Below are 17927 nucleotides of genomic sequence, written 5' to 3'. Positions count from 1 at the left end.
CCCCCCCCCCCCCCCCCAACAATTTTGTAATTAATACTTTTTATACGATTTTTTTGGGAAGCGCTTTATAACGTTATATTTATGAATTAAAAGTTAATCGAATAGGGGGTAGATTAGACTCGAAATTTAAAAACAAATAAGAAATAAAGTTTAAAATGAGAATTTTTCAAAACAAAAATAGGGTGTGGAAATATAAAAATCAGGAATTGTCCTTAACATTGGTATCATTCGCTGTTATTGGTGGAATATTACCCTTGTTATTTATGCCTAATCTTTTACATATTGATGACTCAGTTATTATTTTACTAGTTTTTATTTTTTTATTATTCATGCTTTTTTTGAATAAAAACCTCAAATTTATTTTATTGGTGATGACTTTTTTTCTATGGGGGAATTGGTATGGAAATAATATAAATAATAATATTTATTCGTTATCAGTAAAGCACCATTATTTGGACATAACTGTCATAAAGTTACAGGCTGAAGACAAAGAGAAAAAAATTAAAATTAGAATCGATAAAGTTAATAATAAAGAAATGTTTCCCCCGCTGTATGCAATATGGAAAAGCAAAGAAACTATATGTGCAGGGCAATCATGGCGAATTAATAGTAAGCTAAAGCCCTTACATAACTCTTTGAATGAAGGCAGTTTTAACCAGCAGCGGCACAAATTATCACAACGGATTATAGGCACATTAAAAAGTAAGCAGAATACAGTATTAAACTCTGAATGCTCGACAAGGCAAAAGATAATCAATCATTTTATGGAGCAAATGAGTACTTTAAGAAATGTTGGGATTATATATGGGTTAATGTTTGGAGAAAGAACACTATTGTCTGAAAAGCACTCGGTCTTATTGCAGCAAACGGGGTTAACCCATTTAATGGCGATCTCTGGCTTACATATTGGGTTAGCTTATTGTTTAGGTTTTTTTATCGCTAGACTAGTGCAGTATATGCTTCCTATCCGTTTTATGAGTCAAGTTTATCCCATTTTATTGGGTTTGATACTGGCAGTAATGTATGCGTGGATCTCTGGTTTTGCAATTCCAGCGACTAGAGCATTATTTTCATTGTCTTTATGGGTTTATATTCGGTACCACTCATCGTTATATTTCTCTTGGCAGTGGGCAATATGGAGTATCGCAGGGATTTTATTATTTGATCCACTTGCTATTTTATCCGATAGCTTTTGGTTATCGAGTTTTGCTGTCTTAGCAATTTTGTATTGGCTGACTGTTTTTCCCTTATCAACACGCCTAACTCAAAAGAAAATTATCGGTAAAGTCATTGGCTTAGTTCATCTACAGATTGGGTTGCTGATTTTATTGATACCAATGCAAATCATCGTATTTAATGGTATTAACTTCATGAGTATATTTGCTAATTTGTGGTTTGTTCCATTGGTCTCTTGGGGGATAGTACCCGCAATATTGGCTATTTTTTTAATACCAAATATAACATTGCAAAATTTAATTTTTGGTTTTATAGATAGAGTCATTGATTTTGGATTACTTCCGCTACCCTTTTTTAGCCGTTATTGGATGGATTTTTTTAATATACCCTATTATCTATTATTCATCTGCTGGTCTGTGGCTCTAATATACCTATTTAGCTGGTATAAAATGTATCTTTCCCTGATTGGCTGCATTGTTGCTTTGATTTTTATTGAGATGAGTAATGATAAAAAGCCAGAGCATGACTGGAGTATGACATTACTCGATATTGGGCATGGTTTAGCCGTTATTATTGAGCAAAATAATTTAGCTTATCTATATGACACGGGGAACGCTTGGAAAGGGCATAGCAATGCCAAAAGACAAATTATTCCTTTCCTAAAACAAAAAGGGATAATACCAATGGGGATGATTCTTAGCCATAATCATTTAGATCACACTGGTGGCGTTAGCGATTTACTTAAACAATACCCATGGCTAAATGTGAGAAGTAGTTTTGGAACTTATCTGACAAAACCTAAGCAAAAAAAGATTAATAGGATTAATAAGCTGGAACATTTACCTTGTGTAAAAGGGCAAAGATGGCAATGGGGAAAGTTGACGTTTGAAGTTTTGTGGCCAGAAAAATTGTCGGCTATTTCCCATAATAATGATTCGTGTGTTATACAGTTTACAGATGGACATCACAAAATTTTATTGACTGGAGATATAGAAAAGAAGGGAGAAGCAAAATTAGTTGAAGCTTATAAACAAAGCCTCCGTTCTTCTATTTTGTTTGCACCGCACCATGGAAGTCAAACCTCATCGACAAATCTATTGTTAAGAAATGTTCAACCATCAATGGTTTTGCTTTCGTCTGCAAGGTACAGTGCGTGGAAAATTCCATCGGAAAAGGTCTATCAAAGGTACAAAAAAAATAATATCCAATGGTTAAATACCGCTGAGAAAGGGCAGTTAACATTATGGTTTAAAAAAGAAAATGTCAGTATTCAGAGCTATCGCGATGAAATTTCCCCACGTTGGTATCATCTGTGGTTTGGCTTACCGCTATTTCCCGAGTAGAATAGTGCGCTTACATTAAGTCTGGTAATTAAAAGTATGAATGATAAAGACCTTTCGACAAAACAAACTTTTCGCCGCTTGTGGCCGATTATTGCGCCTTTTAAAGCGGGCTTAATTGTTGCAGCAATAGCTCTTATTATAAACGCTGCTGGCGATGCGTTTATGATTTCTTTATTAAAACCTTTATTAGATGAAGGGTTCGATAAAGCCGATAACGATGTATTAAAATGGCTGCCACTTGCTGTGTTAGGTTTAATGGTTGTCCGTGGTGGTTCTAGCTTTGTCTCAACGTATTGTGTTTCTTGGGTTGCAGGTAAAGTGGTGATGAATATGCGCCGCAAGCTTTTTGGCCATATGATGGGCATGCCAGTGAGCTTTTTCGATCAGCAATCCACAGGAACGCTTTTATCTCGAATTACTTATGATTCAGAACAAGTAGCGTCTTCATCTTCAGGTGCTTTAATTACAATCATTCGTGAAAGCGCTTACATCATCGGTTTATTTACGATGATGTTTTATTATAGCTGGCAATTGTCTCTTATTTTGATTGTTATCGCTCCTGTTGTTTCCATTACAATCCGTATTGTTTCTAAGCGTTTTCGCAAAATCAGCAAAAACATGCAAACAGGCATGGGGCATGTAACTGCGAGTGCGGAACAAATGCTAAAAGGGCACAAAGAAGTTTTAATCTTTGGTGGTCAAAAAGTTGAAACTGAACGTTTTTATAAAGTTAGTAACAATATGCGCCGCCAAAATATGAAAATGGTAACCGCATCGGCAATTTCAGACCCAATCGTGCAATTGATTGCCTCATTTGCGCTTGCATTCGTTCTGTATGCAGCCAGCTTTCCTGATATTCGTGATGAACTTACCTCTGGTACCATTGCAGTTGTTTTTTCATCTATGTTTGCGTTAATGCGCCCATTGAAATCATTAACGAATGTTAATGCACAATTCCAACGTGGTATGGCGGCTTGCCAAACGCTATTCGCCATCTTAGATTCCGAGCAAGAAAAAGATGATGGGACTAAAGTCCTCAAGGATGTGAAGGGTGATATCAAATTTGAGAATGTCACTTTTACCTACGCGACAAAAGAGCATCCTGCATTAGATGATGTTTCTTTTACTTTACCTGCAGGGAAGTCAGTTGCATTAGTTGGGCGCTCAGGTTCTGGTAAATCGACAATAGCTAACCTGATCACGCGTTTTTATGACATTGATAAAGGTTCTATCCAAATTGATGGCCATGATATTCGTGACTACACGCTTGCCTCATTGCGAAGCCAAGTTGCACTTGTATCGCAACATGTTTACCTTTTTAACGATACGATTGCGAATAATATTGCTTATGCAACGGATGGAAGCTATAGCCGTGAGCAAATTGAAAAAGCGGCTGAAATGGCTTATGCCATGGACTTTATCGCTAAACTTGATAAAGGGCTAGATACTGTTATCGGTGAAAATGGGGTCATGCTTTCAGGTGGGCAACGTCAGCGTATTGCAATTGCGCGTGCTTTGCTACGTGACGCACCAATTTTGATCCTTGATGAAGCGACATCAGCACTTGATACCGAATCTGAACGTGCAATTCAAGCTGCACTGGATGAACTACAGAAGAATAGAACATCATTGGTGATAGCACACCGGTTATCAACAATTGAGAATGCAGATGAAATTTTAGTTGTACAAGATGGTCGTATCATTGAACGCGGTACGCATACAGCGCTGCTAGCGCAAAATGGGGCTTATTCTCAATTACACAGTATTCAATTTAAACAATGATAGAGCGTATTTGGTCCGGCAAGTCGTGGTTATATATCTTACTGTTACCGCTATCTTTTCTTTATGGATTGATAACGATAATACGCTATGCTGCTTATAAAGTCGGGCTAAGTCGCTCTTGGAAAGCGCCAATACCTGTGGTTGTGGTGGGGAACCTCACAGCTGGAGGTAATGGTAAAACGCCAGTGGTTATCTGGTTGGTTGAATCACTTGTAAAAGAAGGCTATCGGGTAGGCGTTGTGTCTCGCGGCTATGGTGGAAAAGCGGAAAGTTACCCACTTGTTCTTGATGAAAATACACCAACAACAGCCGCTGGTGATGAACCTGTTCTAATTTATCATCGCACTAAAGCACCCGTTGCTGTAGCGCCTAAGCGCAGTGAAGCAATCCAAGCATTGCTAGCATTAAATGAATTAGATGTGATCATCACCGATGATGGCTTACAGCATTACGCATTACAGCGTGATTATGAAATCGTTGTGATTGATGGTCAGCGGCGTTTCGGTAATGGGTGGTGGTTACCTGCGGGGCCGATGCGTGAGCGTGCCGGCCGTTTAAATAGTGTGAATGCATTAATTGTTAATGGTGGGCAGCCTGAGGGAAGTGAAGTGCTAATGACCCTCGAGGGGGACACCGCCGTTAATATTGTAACTTCAGAAAACCAGCCTGTTACTCAGCTTCAATCCGTGGTTGCAATGGCTGGGATCGGGCATCCGCCTCGCTTTTTTGCCTCTTTAGAAAATAAAGGGATAGCGTTGGTGAATACCCACGCTTTTGCTGATCACCAAGATTATGAACAACAGCAACTGTCTGCTCTTGTTAAACCAACCCAAAGCTTACTGATGACTGAAAAAGATGCCGTTAAATGCCGCTCATTTGCGCAGCCAAATTGGTGGTTTTTACCTGTAAAAGCGCAATTATCATCCAATAGCGAGCAAAAAATCCTAAGTGAAATAAAAAAACTTATCACAAATAACAAAAACACTTGCCACTAACACTTCACTATGATAATAATATCGCCACTGTGATATAGGTCTAATTATTATGTATCTAGATGCAATACAGTAATAATTGGATTTTATACTAGCTTAATTTCACGCTCCGTTCTTTAGTTAGTCTTCATATCCTCGCACATCAACGCTGTTAAATCGTTGTTACTTAGTTTTGTCATCATAATGTCAAAATAGACTGTTAACTTCACAGTAGATGCGTGGTGCCTGAAATCTACATTTATGGGCGTTATAAAAGATGCACAATAATTTTAGTGCATGAATTGGTAAAAGTTTAATTACTCTTTAATGTATTAATAGATCGGCAATTTATAAATGGGAAGCAAGAAAGAGTAATGATACAAAAATAAAAAGGTATTGTTCTTAGAACAAAAGGAGTTTTAATATGAATTTTCAATTACATATGGGTCGAGTTAAATGGTTTGACGCAAAAGAAGGTTACGGTTTTATTTCGCCATCGAAAGGTGGAGATGATGTATTTGTGACAACAAAATCAATTGCTAATAAAAAAATCAAATCATTATTCGAAGGTCAAAACGTCGAGTTTTGCTTAACACGTAGTTCCGATGGCATAACGGCCGCTGACGTTATTGCTTACTAGAAATAACAGCACAATTTCTCCTGCTTTCATCCTCTCATCTTGGCTGGAGATCTTAATCAGAAAGATTAAAGTTAACGGTGATATCTGCATGTGATATCCTGACTCCAAGTGAGTTAAATCCATTCGGGAGAAAACATGGATCACCGTTTACTTGAAATCATTGCCTGCCCTGTGTGCCATGGCAAATTAAGTTATAACAAAGAACACCTCGAACTTATCTGCAAGTTTGACCACTTAGCCTATCCCATTCGTGATGGCATCCCCGTTTTACTCGAAAATGAAGCGCGCCAAGTCTCATTAGATGAAGGACAATAATCGCTATGTTTACGGTTATTATTCCTGCTCGTTATGCATCAACCCGTTTACCCGGTAAGCCGCTGGCGGATATCCATGGTAAGCCAATGGTTGTTCGAGTGATGGAGCAAGCCATAAAATCAGGTGCAAGTCGAGTCATTGTGGCGACAGACCACCAAGATGTGGCGAATGCAGTTATTGCCGCGGGTGGCGAAGCGTGTATGACTAACCCTGATCACCAATCGGGTACGGAAAGATTGGCTGAGGTTATTGATACATACGGCTTCTCTGATGATGAAATCATTGTGAATGTGCAGGGCGATGAGCCTTTAATTCCGCCTGAAATTATTAGCCAAGTTGCTCATAACCTTCAAGGCAGTAAAGCGAATATGGGTACTCTGGCTGTTCCAATTCATGATGCACATGAAGCGTTCAACCCAAATGCCGTGAAAGTGGTCACGGATCATGAAGGGTATGCATTGTATTTTTCCCGTGCAACAATCCCGTGGGATAGAGATAACTTTGCGAAAAGCCATGATTCAATTGGTGATTTTTTCTTACGCCACATTGGTATCTATGCTTATCGTGCAGGCTTTATTCGCCGTTACATCCACTGGGAAGCGAGCCCGCTAGAGAAAATCGAAATGCTTGAGCAACTTAGAGTGCTTTGGTATGGCGAAAAAATCCATGTGGATGTTGCTAAAGTGACACCGGGTGCCGGTGTTGATACACCCGAAGACCTAGAATTGGTGAGAAAACAGTTCTTATCATAGATATTTATTCGTTTTTACCAATGGAATGATGCGATAAAAAAGGCGTAACCTTAATGAGTTACGCCTTTTTGTTTTTATTCGGAAACAACCAATTCAGGTGTGCTGAGTGGTTCTTCCAAAGCTTGAGTATTGTCAGGTTTTATATGCCACCAAATCGTGCCAATAAACTCGTACCATGCACGCTCGCTATGACCGAAATAATAGGCCGAAGGAATGTATTTTTCCCATGGATTAATACCGCTGCTAATGGCTAATTGATTTGCAGGGGCTGGATAAGGTTGCATGCCTCTGTCAGTAAACATCGTAATGGCTCTTGGCAAATGATTAGCCGATGTCACAAGCAAAAATGGTGTTTTTCCAATAATTTTCTCAACTTCGTAAGCTTCTTCTTGGGTATCTTTAGGCTCAGTGAGAGGGATCGTATCTGACTCAGGAACACCCAGTGACTGTGCAACTTTAGCTGCAACCTCGGCACTGCTTATTGTGCTACTGGCTTTTCCGCCTGTGAATATCAGTTTACTCCCAGGGTGTTTAAGGTATAAACGCACGCCTTCGGTGACTCTTGGCAGGCTGTTACTCAATAAATTAGCGCTTGGACTCCAGTCTGGGTTATAGGTAAAGCCGCCGCCCAAGACCACGATGTATTTGATATCCTGTGGTGGGTTTTCTGTGATTAACTCATAGCGTTTATTAAATTTTCCCTCAATAGGGGCGAGCAAGTTGTCTGAAACAGGTTGTAAACCAAGCAGTGCGATGAGTACTAAACTCACGGTTGTTAAGCTTTTCCCCCATTTTTGCCAACGGGTAAACCACAGCAAAAGTAGCCCGATAGCCCCGATAATGAGCAATAGTGGCAATGGCATTAAAAGTGAGCCAATGTACTTCTTTAAGAAAAATAACATAATCAAGCCTATATTCAGGGGACTAACCACGGTCAATACTTGGTATAAGTCTGGCAAATTTGCTACATAAGACAACGAAAATTAACGTTAATAATGCCAAAATGAAATTCGCTGAGCAAAATAAACTACTATGCAAAAATATAGCTATTATCTGTTATAATTTACGTTTCAATAGTCGCCAACATCTTGTGTGATAAGCACAATACTCAGTGATAATATTCATGATTAGATAAATTTTCATCAAGATATGGATGAAACTGGTAAATTTTGGATGTTTTTGCGACAAATTGGCCCATAAATATGCTGTAAATGACAAATGATAGGCAACTGGATAGCACATGGCAGACCGCAACTTTGATGATATTGTCGATAAATTTGCAAAAAATATCTACGGAACGACTAAAGGCAAAATACGTGAAGCGGTGGTTTGGCAAGACTTAACTCAACTATTAGAGACCCAGTTTAAGGGAAAAACGCTACGGATCCTTGATGCTGGTGGCGGAGAAGGCCATTTTTCGCGCAAATTAGCTGGATTAGGCCATCAAATCACACTTTGCGATTTATCCGAAGAGATGTTAGAGCGCGCTCGTGAGTTAGCCGAAGAAGAGGGAATTATTGGTAACATGCAGTTTGTCCATTGTGCCGTACAAGATATTGCACAATATGTTGATGAACCGGTTGACCTTGTTCTTTTTCACGCGGTTCTTGAATGGATTAGCGATCAAAAATATGCAATTGAACAGCTGGCAGATATAATCAGACCAGAAGGCGTATTTTCTGTCATGTTCTATAATGCAAATGGCTTGGTGATGCGTAATGCAATTTTAGGTAACTTTCATCTGGCAACGCCGCATATCCAACGTCGTCGTAAGCGTTCGTTGTCACCGCAAAAACCGCTATTTCCTCAACAAGTTGATGAGTGGTTAGCAGAGTGTAAGATGGATATCTTAGGGAAAAGCGGCGTTCGAGTTTTCCATGATTATTTGCAAAGTCGGCAGTTACAGCAAAAAGATTTTCCTGCGTTGTTGGCACTTGAACAACAATATTGCCGTGAGGAACCATATATCAGCATGGGGCGTTATATTCATGTCATGGCTCGCAAACAAATACAAAAGGACGATTTATGAGTGATTTTTCCCAGACCGTCCCTGAGCTCGTGTCTTGGGCACGAAAAAATGATTTTGCAATTTCACTTCCCGCTGAGCGTTTAGCGTTTTTACTGGCTGTTGCTGTACTGAACAGCGAGCGGGTAAATGGTGAAATGAGCGAAGTGGAATTGGTCGATGCCTTTCGTGAGGTTTGTAAAGGGTTTGAACAAACCACGGAATCACTGGCGGTACGCGCAAATAATGCCATCAATGATATGGTGCGCCAGAAAATATTTAACCGCTTTGCGAGTGATATTGTCGAAGGTAATGCAATCTATCGTTTGACCCCATTAGGCATAGGCATTAGTGATTATTATATTCGCCAGCGTGAGTTTTCAACGTTGCGACTTTCGATGCAACTTTCTATCGTTGCAGGGGAATTGCAACGTGCGGCAGAAGCCGCCGAAGAAGGTGGTGATGAGTTTTATTGGCACCGCTACGTTTTTGCCCCACTGAAATATTCTGTCGCTGAAATCTTTGATAGTATTGATTTATCTCAGCGGATTATGGATGAGCAACAAAACTCGGTAAAAGAAGATATTGCAGCGCTGCTAAACCAAGATTGGCAAGCGGCGATTGCTAACTGTGAGCAATTACTATCCGAAACCTCTGGAACACTTAGGGAATTGCAAGATACGTTAGAGGCCGCAGGGGATAAACTGCAAGCCAACTTGTTACGTATCCAAGAAGCGAACATGAATGCGCCTGTGTTTTCAGATATGGTTGATAGGTTAGTTTTTGATTTACAAAACAAATTAGACCGTATTGTGAGTTGGGGGCAGCAGTCCATTGATCTTTGGATTGGTTATGACCGTCACGTGCATAAATTTATCCGTACTGCGATTGATATGGACAAAAACCGCATATTTTCTCAGCGGTTACGCCAGTCAGTTCAACATTATCTCGACAGCCCTTGGGCACTCACTTACACCAATGCTGACAGGTTATTTGATATGCGAGATGAAGAGCTTGCCTTGCATGATGAAGAAGTCACGGGTGAGTTACCACCAGAGCTGGAATTTGAAGAATTTAGTGAATTAAATGATAGGCTTGCAGAACTAATGGAAGCAGAGCTCGCGTTCTATAAAACGGAGCAGCGTCCATTGGATGTTGGTCGTGTATTACATGATTACTTGCAGCAGTATCCGCAAAAACGTCATTTTGATGTGGCGCGAATTATTATCGATCAAGCTGTAAGATTAGGTATCGCAGAGGCTGATTTGGCGGGGTTACCGGCAGAATGGCAAGCTATTAATGATCACGGAGCCAAGGTACAGGCACATGTCATCGACAAATATTGAACAATTTATGCCAGTTAAGCTGGCTCAAGCATTAGCTAACCCTATTTTTCCAGAGCTAGACAGCCAATTGCGTTCAGGTCGTCACATTAGCATTGATGACCTTGATAACCACGCATTTTTGATGGATTTTCAGGAAGCATTAGAGCAATTTTATGCACGTTATAATGTTGAGTTAATTCGTGCACCTGAAGGCTTTTTCTATCTACGTCCTCGCTCAACCACATTAATCCCACGCTCCGTGTTGTCTGAGCTGGATATGATGGTGGGGAAAATCCTGTGTTACCTCTATTTGAGCCCAGAGCGCTTAAGTAACCAAGGTATTTTTACCTCACAAGAGTTATTTGAGGAGCTGTTATCGCTGGCGGATGAAAGCAAATTATTGAAATTTGTTAATCAACGCTCGACAGGGTCTGACCTTGATAAGCAAAAATTGCAGGAAAAACTAAGAACCTCCCTAAACCGTTTACGCCGTTTAGGTATGGTGCATTTTCTGCAAAATGATTCGAGTAAATTCATTATTAGCGAATCGGTTTTCCGCTTTGGTGCTGATGTGCGCAGCGGTGATAACCCGCAGGATGCGCAATTACGCATGATCCGTGATGGTGAAGCGATTTCCCTAGACGGTGAATTATCACTCAAAGACAGTGATGAAGACGAAGTCGAAGATAGCCAAGACCCAGCAGAAAGTGATGAGGATGAAGAATAATGATTGAACGCGGAAAATTTCGCTCACTGACGCTGGTTAACTGGAACGGTTTTTTTGCTCGTACTTTTGACCTTGATGAGTTGGTAACCACCCTCTCAGGGGGGAATGGTGCGGGGAAATCTACTACCATGGCGGCGTTTATCACTGCCATGATCCCCGATTTAACTTTGCTGCATTTTCGTAATACCACAGAAGCGGGAGCGACATCAGGTTCTCGTGATAAAGGTTTACACGGTAAATTACGCCCCGGCGTCTGTTATGCCATTTTGGATGTGCTGAACTCAAAACATCAGCGTGTCATGGTGGGGGTACGCTTACAACAAGTGGCTGGGCGTGATAAAAAAGTCGATATTAAGCCATTTATGGTGCAAGGTGTGCCACTTGCAACTGTACCTACCGAAATTTTAACGGAAGTGATTGACGGTCGTCAGGCTAAAGTTATTCCATTAAATGAGTTAAAAGAAAGGCTTGAAGAGCAAGAGGGTGTCTTGTTCAAGCAGTTTAACTCGATTACGGATTACCACTCGATTCTGTTTGAATTAGGCGTATTGCCTAAACGTCTGCGTTCAGCAGGGGATCGCAGTAAATACTACCGTCTTATTGAAGCGTCGCTATATGGCGGGATTTCAAGTGCAATCACGCGCTCACTACGTGACTACTTACTGCCGGAAAACAGCGGGGTTCGTAAAGCTTTCCAAGATATGGAAGCGGCATTACGAGAAAACCGTTTAACCCTTGAAGCGATTCGTGTTACGCAATCAGATCGTGATTTATTCAAGCATTTGATTAGCCAAGCCACAGACTATGTTTCTGCGGATTATATGCGCCACTCAAATGAGCGACGTATTCACCTTGATGCGGCATTGGCAGCGCGTAATGAACTCTATGCGAGCCGTAAGCAACTCCGTGTTGAGCAAGTTCGCAGTGTTGAAATGGCGCGTGAATTAAATGAACAAAATGGTTCGTCAACAGAATTAGAAGCGGACTACCAAGCGGCGAGTGACCATTTAAATCTAGTGCAAGCAGCACTGCGCCAACAAGAGAAAATCGATCGTTATCAAGCCGATATTGAAGAATTAACATATCGCCTTGAAGAACAAAGTGAAGTTGTTGCAGAAGCGACAGAATCACAAGAAGAATTTGAAGCACGTGCTGAAGCGGCAGAAATTGAAGTTGATGAATTAAAAAACCAGCTCGCCGATTACCAGCAAGCACTGGATGTACAGCAAACCCGTGCGATTCAATACCAACAAGCGTTGCATGCGCTGAACCGTGCACGTGAATTGTGTCAATTACCTGAATTAACCATTGATAATGCAGATGAATGGTTAGACACGTTTGAGGCCCGCGAACAGCAAGCGACAGAAGCTTTATTGGCACTTGAGCAAAAAATGAGTGTGGCAGATGCTGCACATAGCCAATTTGAGCAAGCTTACCAGCTCGTTAAGAACATGGTGGGTGAGGTTAGCCGCAGCGATGCCTATCAACAAGCGCGAGTATTATTGCGCGATTGGTCATCCCAACAGCATTTGGCGGAGCGTGTTCAGCCTTTACGCATGCAACTGTCTGAATTACAGCAGCGTTTAAGCAGCCAGCAAAATGCAGAAAGGTTACTCGCAGAGTTTTGTAAGCGCCAAGGTCAAAGCTATGAGCCTGATGAGCTTGATGCGTTAATGGCAGAGCTTGAAGCTCAGCAAGAAGAATTAAGTATTGGCGTCAATGAAAGTGGTGAAAGACGCATGCAAATGCGCCAAGAGCTGGAACAGATTCGCCAGCGTATTGCGCAACTTTCAGCGAAAGCCCCTGCGTGGATTGTTGCTCAAGAAGCACTAACGCAACTGAACGAACAATCGAGCGAAACATTTGATTCCAGCACCGCAGTTACTGAGTTTATGCAGCAATTGCTGGAGCAAGAGCGTGAAATTACCGTTGAGCGTGACGAAGTTGCAGCCCAGCGCCGCGACCTTGAAAAACAAATCGAGCGTTTAAGCCAGCCAAGTGGGGCCGAAGATAGCCGCATGTTAGCGTTGGCAGAGCGTTTCAATGGTGTTTTACTGTCTGAAATCTATGATGATATTACCATTGAAGACGCGGCTTATTTCTCTGCGTTGTACGGACCAGCTCGTCACGGTATCGTGGTTCAAGACCTTGATGTGGTTCGTAGTCAGCTGGATTCACTACAAGATTGCCCTGATGATGTGTATTTTATCGAGGGGGACCCATCTTCTTTCGATGATAGCGTTTTTGATGCACAAGAGTTTGAAAATGCGGTATTAGTGCGTTCATCTGAGCGTCAATGGCGCTATTCGCGTTACCCTGAATTGCCACTGTTTGGCCGCGCAGCGCGTGAAAGCCATTTAGAGTCGCTCACCGCAGAGCGTGATGAGCTTGCAGAGCGTTATGCGACACTCTCTTTTGATGTGCAAAAAATTCAGCGTGCACATCAAGCATTCAGCCGCTTTATTGGTCAGCATATTTCCGTGGCATTTGAAGATGACCCAGAAGCTGAAATTCGAACATTAAATCAAAAACGTACTGAGCTTGAGCGTGCCTTAAGTCAATTCGAAGAGCAAACCTCACAGCAACGCCAACAATTTGCTCAAGGAAAAGAAAGTTTAGCCTCTTTGAATCGTCTCTTACCTCAAATGGGGTTACTGCTCGATGAAACCTTGGCGGATAGAGCGGAAGAAATTAGTGAAGAGCTGATAGAAGCAGAAGAAGCGGCACATTTCTTAAATAAACATGGCCATGCGTTAGAAAAATTAGAGCCAATTGTAACGGTATTACTCAGCGACCCTGAGCAACACGACCAATTGCGTAAAGATTATGATACTGCAAAACACGCACAGCAAAATGCGAAACAGCAGGCTTTTGCGGTGGTTGAAGTTGTTCAACGCCGTGCTCACTTTAGCTACAGTGACTCGACGGGTATGGTCAATGAAAATGCCGACCTAAACGAAAAGTTACGCCAACGTTTAGAGCACGCGGAGACAGAACGTACGCGTGCTCGCGAGCAGCTACGTCAGCATCAAGCCCAATCTGCCCAATATCACCAAGTTTTTGCTTCATTACGTAGCTCTTTTGAAACGAAGCAGGAAATGCTGAAAGAGTTAGAAGTCGAGATGCAGGAAATCGGTGTGAAAGCTGACCCTGACGCGCAAGAACGTGCACGTATTCGCCGTGATGAACTGCATCAACGAGTAATGGAAAACCGCAGTCGTATTAATCAGTTAGAAAAACAGCTGACGTTATGTGAAGCTGAAATGGATAACTTACAAAAACGCCTGCGCAAACTTGAAAAAGACTATTTCCTGTTGCGTGAACAAGTGGTTTCGGCGAAAGCAGGTTGGTGCGCGGTGATGCGCTTGGTGAAAGATAACGGTGTTGAACGCCGCTTACATCGCCGTGAACTTGCGTATACGGATGGTGACAGCCTGCGTTCGATGTCGGATAAGGCGCTGGGGGCGTTACGTTTAGCTGTTGCAGATAACGAACATTTACGTGATGTTTTACGTTTATCGGAAGATCCAAAACACCCAGAGCGTAAGATCCAATTCTTTATTGCTGTTTATCAGCACCTGCGTGAGCGTATCCGCCAAGATATCATCCGTACCGATGACCCAATCGATGCCATTGAGCAAATGGAGATTGAGCTTGCGCGTTTAACGGAAGAATTAACTGCACGTGAGCAAAAACTGGCTATTAGCTCGAAAAGTGTTGCGAATATTATCCGCAAAACGATCCAACGTGAGCAAAACCGTATTCGTATGTTGAACCAAGGGTTACAAGCGGTGGCATTTGGTCAGGTTAAAGGGGTGCGTCTAAACGTCAATATTCGTGAAAGTCATGCACTGTTACTAAGTGTGCTATCCGAAGAAAGCGAAATGCACCAAGACTTATTTACTAGCCAGCGCTTAACCTTCTCTGAAGCGATGGCAAAACTGTATCAACGTTTGAATCCACAAGTGGATGTTGGGCAGCGTTTGCCACAAACTATCGGTGAAGAGCTATTAGATTACCGTAACTATTTGGAGTTAGATGTAGAGGTTAACCGCGGTTCAGATGGTTGGTTAAAAGCAGAAAGTGGCGCGCTATCAACCGGTGAAGCGATTGGTACGGGGATGTCTATCTTAGTGATGGTTGTGCAAAGCTGGGAAGAAGAGTCACGTCGTTTACGTGCGAAAGATATTATTCCTTGTCGCTTGCTGTTCTTGGATGAGGCAGCTCGATTGGATGCCAAATCGATAGCCACACTCTTTGAGCTGTGTGATAGGTTAGAAATGCAGTTAATCATTGCTGCACCTGAAAATATTAGTCCTGAAAAGGGAACTACCTATAAACTGGTTCGTAAAGTGTTTGGTAATAATGAGCACGTACATGTAGTTGGTCTGAAAGGTTTTGGCCAAGATAGCCCAGCAATTGAAGCCCCATTACAGCAATAATAGCGAATGTGATTTAATTAAATGCCGATATTTAGTAATAGATATCGGCATTTTTGTATCGATGAATACTTAACAAGGGGAGTCTTATTTAGCTAATTTGAATAAACCAGCAAGGCTCAAACTTATTTTTTAAACTTCATTTCATTATTATAAGTAAGGTTATTAATGAGCCAAATAAGAGCAGGTAAATACTTTTATTTAAAATAAAATTCAACTATGTTTAATGCGGAGTTTAATGAACTCAATACGCTGAATTGTTAAAGATGGGAATAATTCTACTTCTCAAGTGGCTGTTTGGCTTTTAATTATTTCAGATGATTGAACATTCAAAGTCACTAAAATTAGTCTATTCCTATAACATTATTGTTAAAATAAAATACAATCAAATTGCAACTATAATAAAAACTATTGTTATCCATGTAGTAACTTAAGGTGGATGTATGGCAAAGAGAAGAGTGAAAGCTCTGCAAGTCTCAGTAATATGTGGGTTAATGGCATTCCAATTCCCTGCATTTTCTAATGATGAAAATACGCAGCAAAGTGTAACCGAAGCTCAACAACCGCAAGTTGTTGAGGTTAAAGAGTCGATTACGGTAACACCAACAGAGAGTATGGCAAAAATAACGGCTTCCCTTCCAGCAGATGTGAAACCCGTTTTTGCTACACAACTCGCTAAGTTATATGCCGATAAGCAGATGAAATTGCTATGGCAAGATGAAACGGCAATTAGCCAATTCCAACAACAAATAGCCGAACTTTCACTTTCTGGTGTGCAACCGCAATTTAGTGAATGGTTAACTATGTTGGAAAACAATCAGCTTAGTGAGCTTGGTCGTGATGTTATTTTGTCTGATGCGATGCTTGGCTATCTCCAATATTTGTCCTCTATTGAAGCAAGTGGGCAATATTGGTTGTATACAAACCGCCCTTATAAAATCATTGCACCGACAGCGGCTCAAATGAAACCATGGTTAGATGCAGTCGAATCGCAGCGTCTAACTGAGTGGGTTAAAGGGCAAGCACCTAATCACCCACTGTACCAGCCAATGCGCAAAGAAATGCTAAAATTGCTAGCGTTGCCTGAAGATGAGTTAGAAATTGCGGGAACTAAAACATTAAAACCGGGGCAATCCAGTGATGATGTGCTTGTGTTGCGTAAAATTTTACAGCGTGAAGGTTTGTTAGGTGAGAGCGTTACGGAAGACGTTATTGAGACTGAAACGCCAGAAACGTTAGCACAAGTTGCAGAGCAAGCAAGCGAACAACCGAGTGAGGCTGTGGCAGCTGAACCCGCAAAACCTGCTAGTGCAGCGTCTAAAGTTTATGATCAAGAACTGGTCGATGCGGTTAAAAAATTTCAATTACAGTATGGCTTAGAAGCTGATGGTGTGATTGGAAAGGGGACTCGAGTTTGGCTAAATATGAAGCCCGCACAAAAAGCAGGCTTGATGGCGCTGAATATTCAACGCTTGCGTATTATTCCTGCGAGCAATGGCACGGGGATTTTAGTGAATATTCCGGGATATTCATTAGATTTCTATCTTAATGATGAAGTTATCCTCGATTCTAAGGTAATTGTTGGTCGTGCAGATCGTAAAACGCCAATTATGAGTAGTGCATTAAATAATGTGGTTATCAATCCACCTTGGAGTGTGCCGACAAGTATGGCACGTAAAGATATCGCCCCAAGAGGAAAACAAGATCCAAGTTACTTTAGTCGCAAAGGGTATACTGTTTATTCAGGTTGGGGAGCGGATTCCTATGAAATTAATCCTTACTCAATCGATTGGGATAATATCACCCCTGCAAATTTCCCCTATCGTATTCGGCAGGCACCGGGCCCAACAAATTCATTAGGGCGTTATAAATTCAATATGCCAAGTTCTGATGCGATTTATTTGCATGACACACCAAATCACAGTTTATTTAACCGTAATGCACGTGCGATAAGCTCAGGCTGTGTGCGTGTAAATAAAGCCAGTGAGCTTGCCAGTATTTTACTTGGTGATGCGGGTTGGGAGCAAAAACGTATTGATGGTGCTTTGAAAGAGGGGTCAACACGTTACGTTAATATCCCTGACCGAATTCCTGTCTATCTGTATTACCAAACAGCGTGGGTGGATAAAGACCAGCAACCGCAATACCGTGCGGATATCTATCAATATGATAATGGTATTGATAATGCGGATAAGTATTTGCCATTACTGAAAAAAATTATGCTGTAATATCTCGATAATAAATGAAGATAATAGAGGGGGAAACTCCTCTATTTTTTTCTTTTCCTGCCAATTCTGTTTAATTCCAAACAATTCCATTGTTAATTCATAACTTGCGATTATTATTTAAATTGAATTATTGATGTCGTGGCGATTTCAAATACATTACAGCAGATTTAACGTAATAATAATGTTAAGGCGCATAATTTAGTGATATGACTCTATTTTTGACG

General features: G+C 41.3%; 12 protein-coding genes. 11 read left to right on the top strand and 1 reads right to left on the bottom strand.

Translation table 11 applies throughout. The features are described from left to right. The first annotated feature begins 155 nt into the window (after positions 1–155). The 6 genes from AC4IFO_RS16900 to kdsB all read left to right on the top strand — a co-directional run bounded on the left by AC4IFO_RS16900 (position 156) and on the right by kdsB (position 6979). Positions 156–2519 (top strand): DNA internalization-related competence protein ComEC/Rec2, encoded by a 2364-nt coding sequence (locus AC4IFO_RS16900; RefSeq protein WP_490736129.1) that lies wholly within the window; start codon positions 156–158, stop codon positions 2517–2519. Between the two features lie 36 nt (positions 2520–2555). After that, entirely contained in the window at positions 2556–4301 is a 1746-nt protein-coding gene (gene msbA / locus AC4IFO_RS16895; RefSeq protein ID WP_353242562.1) for a lipid A ABC transporter ATP-binding protein/permease MsbA, read from the top strand. Beyond that, on the top strand, positions 4298–5296 hold the full coding sequence (lpxK, locus tag AC4IFO_RS16890; RefSeq protein WP_490736127.1) for a tetraacyldisaccharide 4'-kinase: 999 nt from the start codon (positions 4298–4300) through the stop codon (positions 5294–5296). Before msbA ends, lpxK begins: the two co-directional genes overlap by 4 nt. A 400-nt stretch (positions 5297–5696) precedes the next feature. After that, a complete protein-coding gene (locus AC4IFO_RS16885; RefSeq protein ID WP_219249263.1) occupies positions 5697–5912 on the top strand; it encodes a cold-shock protein in 216 nt (71 codons plus the stop codon). A gap of 135 nt (positions 5913–6047) precedes the next feature. Further along, the gene (locus tag AC4IFO_RS16880) at positions 6048–6227 is read left to right on the top strand and encodes a Trm112 family protein (RefSeq protein WP_206086646.1); all 180 of its coding nucleotides are present in this window, start codon (positions 6048–6050) and stop codon (positions 6225–6227) included. A 5-nt stretch (positions 6228–6232) separates the two neighbouring features. Beyond that, complete coding sequence (gene kdsB / locus AC4IFO_RS16875) at positions 6233–6979, top strand: 3-deoxy-manno-octulosonate cytidylyltransferase (RefSeq protein WP_273804735.1); 747 nt, start codon at positions 6233–6235, stop codon at positions 6977–6979. 74 nt (positions 6980–7053) lie between these two features. On the opposite strand, the gene elyC is transcribed toward kdsB, so the two are convergent. Continuing rightward, on the bottom strand, positions 7054–7881 hold the full coding sequence (gene elyC, locus AC4IFO_RS16870) for an envelope biogenesis factor ElyC (RefSeq protein WP_490736124.1): 828 nt from the start codon (positions 7879–7881) through the stop codon (positions 7054–7056). Between the two features lie 338 nt (positions 7882–8219). Here elyC and cmoM point away from each other — a divergent pair, with 338 nt between their 5' ends. From cmoM to ldtD, 5 genes are all read left to right on the top strand, one after another. Next, positions 8220–9008: a tRNA uridine 5-oxyacetic acid(34) methyltransferase CmoM gene (gene cmoM / locus AC4IFO_RS16865; protein WP_490736122.1), complete on the top strand. Its 789-nt coding sequence runs from the start codon at positions 8220–8222 to the stop codon at positions 9006–9008. Then, the gene (mukF, locus tag AC4IFO_RS16860) at positions 9005–10330 is read left to right on the top strand and encodes a chromosome partition protein MukF (RefSeq protein WP_490736120.1); all 1326 of its coding nucleotides are present in this window, start codon (positions 9005–9007) and stop codon (positions 10328–10330) included. The genes cmoM and mukF overlap by 4 nt, the downstream gene beginning before the upstream one ends. Continuing rightward, complete coding sequence (mukE, locus tag AC4IFO_RS16855) at positions 10311–11036, top strand: chromosome partition protein MukE (protein WP_353242555.1); 726 nt, start codon at positions 10311–10313, stop codon at positions 11034–11036. The genes mukF and mukE overlap by 20 nt, the downstream gene beginning before the upstream one ends. Next, a complete protein-coding gene (mukB, locus tag AC4IFO_RS16850) occupies positions 11036–15478 on the top strand; it encodes a chromosome partition protein MukB (RefSeq protein WP_490736118.1) in 4443 nt (1480 codons plus the stop codon). The genes mukE and mukB overlap by 1 nt, the downstream gene beginning before the upstream one ends. Positions 15479–15918: 440 nt before the next feature. Continuing rightward, a complete protein-coding gene (ldtD, locus tag AC4IFO_RS16845; protein ID WP_490736116.1) occupies positions 15919–17703 on the top strand; it encodes a L,D-transpeptidase in 1785 nt (594 codons plus the stop codon). Positions 17704–17927: the final 224 nt, after the last annotated feature.

The sequence above is a fragment of the Providencia sp. UF-224 genome, assembly GCF_058245955.1.
Note: the sequence above shows the minus strand (reverse complement) of the source record. Positions and strands in the feature narration are given on the sequence as shown.

Excerpts from the sequence above, each read along its gene's own strand:
- AC4IFO_RS16900 (WP_490736129.1), top strand. The coding sequence starts at position 156 with ATGAGAATTTTTCAAAACAAAAATAGGGTGTGGAAATATAAAAATCAG.
- msbA (WP_353242562.1), top strand. The coding sequence starts at position 2,556 with ATGAATGATAAAGACCTTTCGACAAAACAAACTTTTCGCCGCTTGTGG.
- lpxK (WP_490736127.1), top strand. The coding sequence starts at position 4,298 with ATGATAGAGCGTATTTGGTCCGGCAAGTCGTGGTTATATATCTTACTG.
- AC4IFO_RS16885 (WP_219249263.1), top strand. The coding sequence starts at position 5,697 with ATGAATTTTCAATTACATATGGGTCGAGTTAAATGGTTTGACGCAAAA.
- AC4IFO_RS16880 (WP_206086646.1), top strand. The coding sequence starts at position 6,048 with ATGGATCACCGTTTACTTGAAATCATTGCCTGCCCTGTGTGCCATGGC.
- kdsB (WP_273804735.1), top strand. The coding sequence starts at position 6,233 with ATGTTTACGGTTATTATTCCTGCTCGTTATGCATCAACCCGTTTACCC.
- elyC (WP_490736124.1), bottom strand. The coding sequence starts at position 7,881 with ATGTTATTTTTCTTAAAGAAGTACATTGGCTCACTTTTAATGCCATTG.
- cmoM (WP_490736122.1), top strand. The coding sequence starts at position 8,220 with ATGGCAGACCGCAACTTTGATGATATTGTCGATAAATTTGCAAAAAAT.
- mukF (WP_490736120.1), top strand. The coding sequence starts at position 9,005 with ATGAGTGATTTTTCCCAGACCGTCCCTGAGCTCGTGTCTTGGGCACGA.
- mukE (WP_353242555.1), top strand. The coding sequence starts at position 10,311 with ATGTCATCGACAAATATTGAACAATTTATGCCAGTTAAGCTGGCTCAA.
- mukB (WP_490736118.1), top strand. The coding sequence starts at position 11,036 with ATGATTGAACGCGGAAAATTTCGCTCACTGACGCTGGTTAACTGGAAC.
- ldtD (WP_490736116.1), top strand. The coding sequence starts at position 15,919 with ATGGCAAAGAGAAGAGTGAAAGCTCTGCAAGTCTCAGTAATATGTGGG.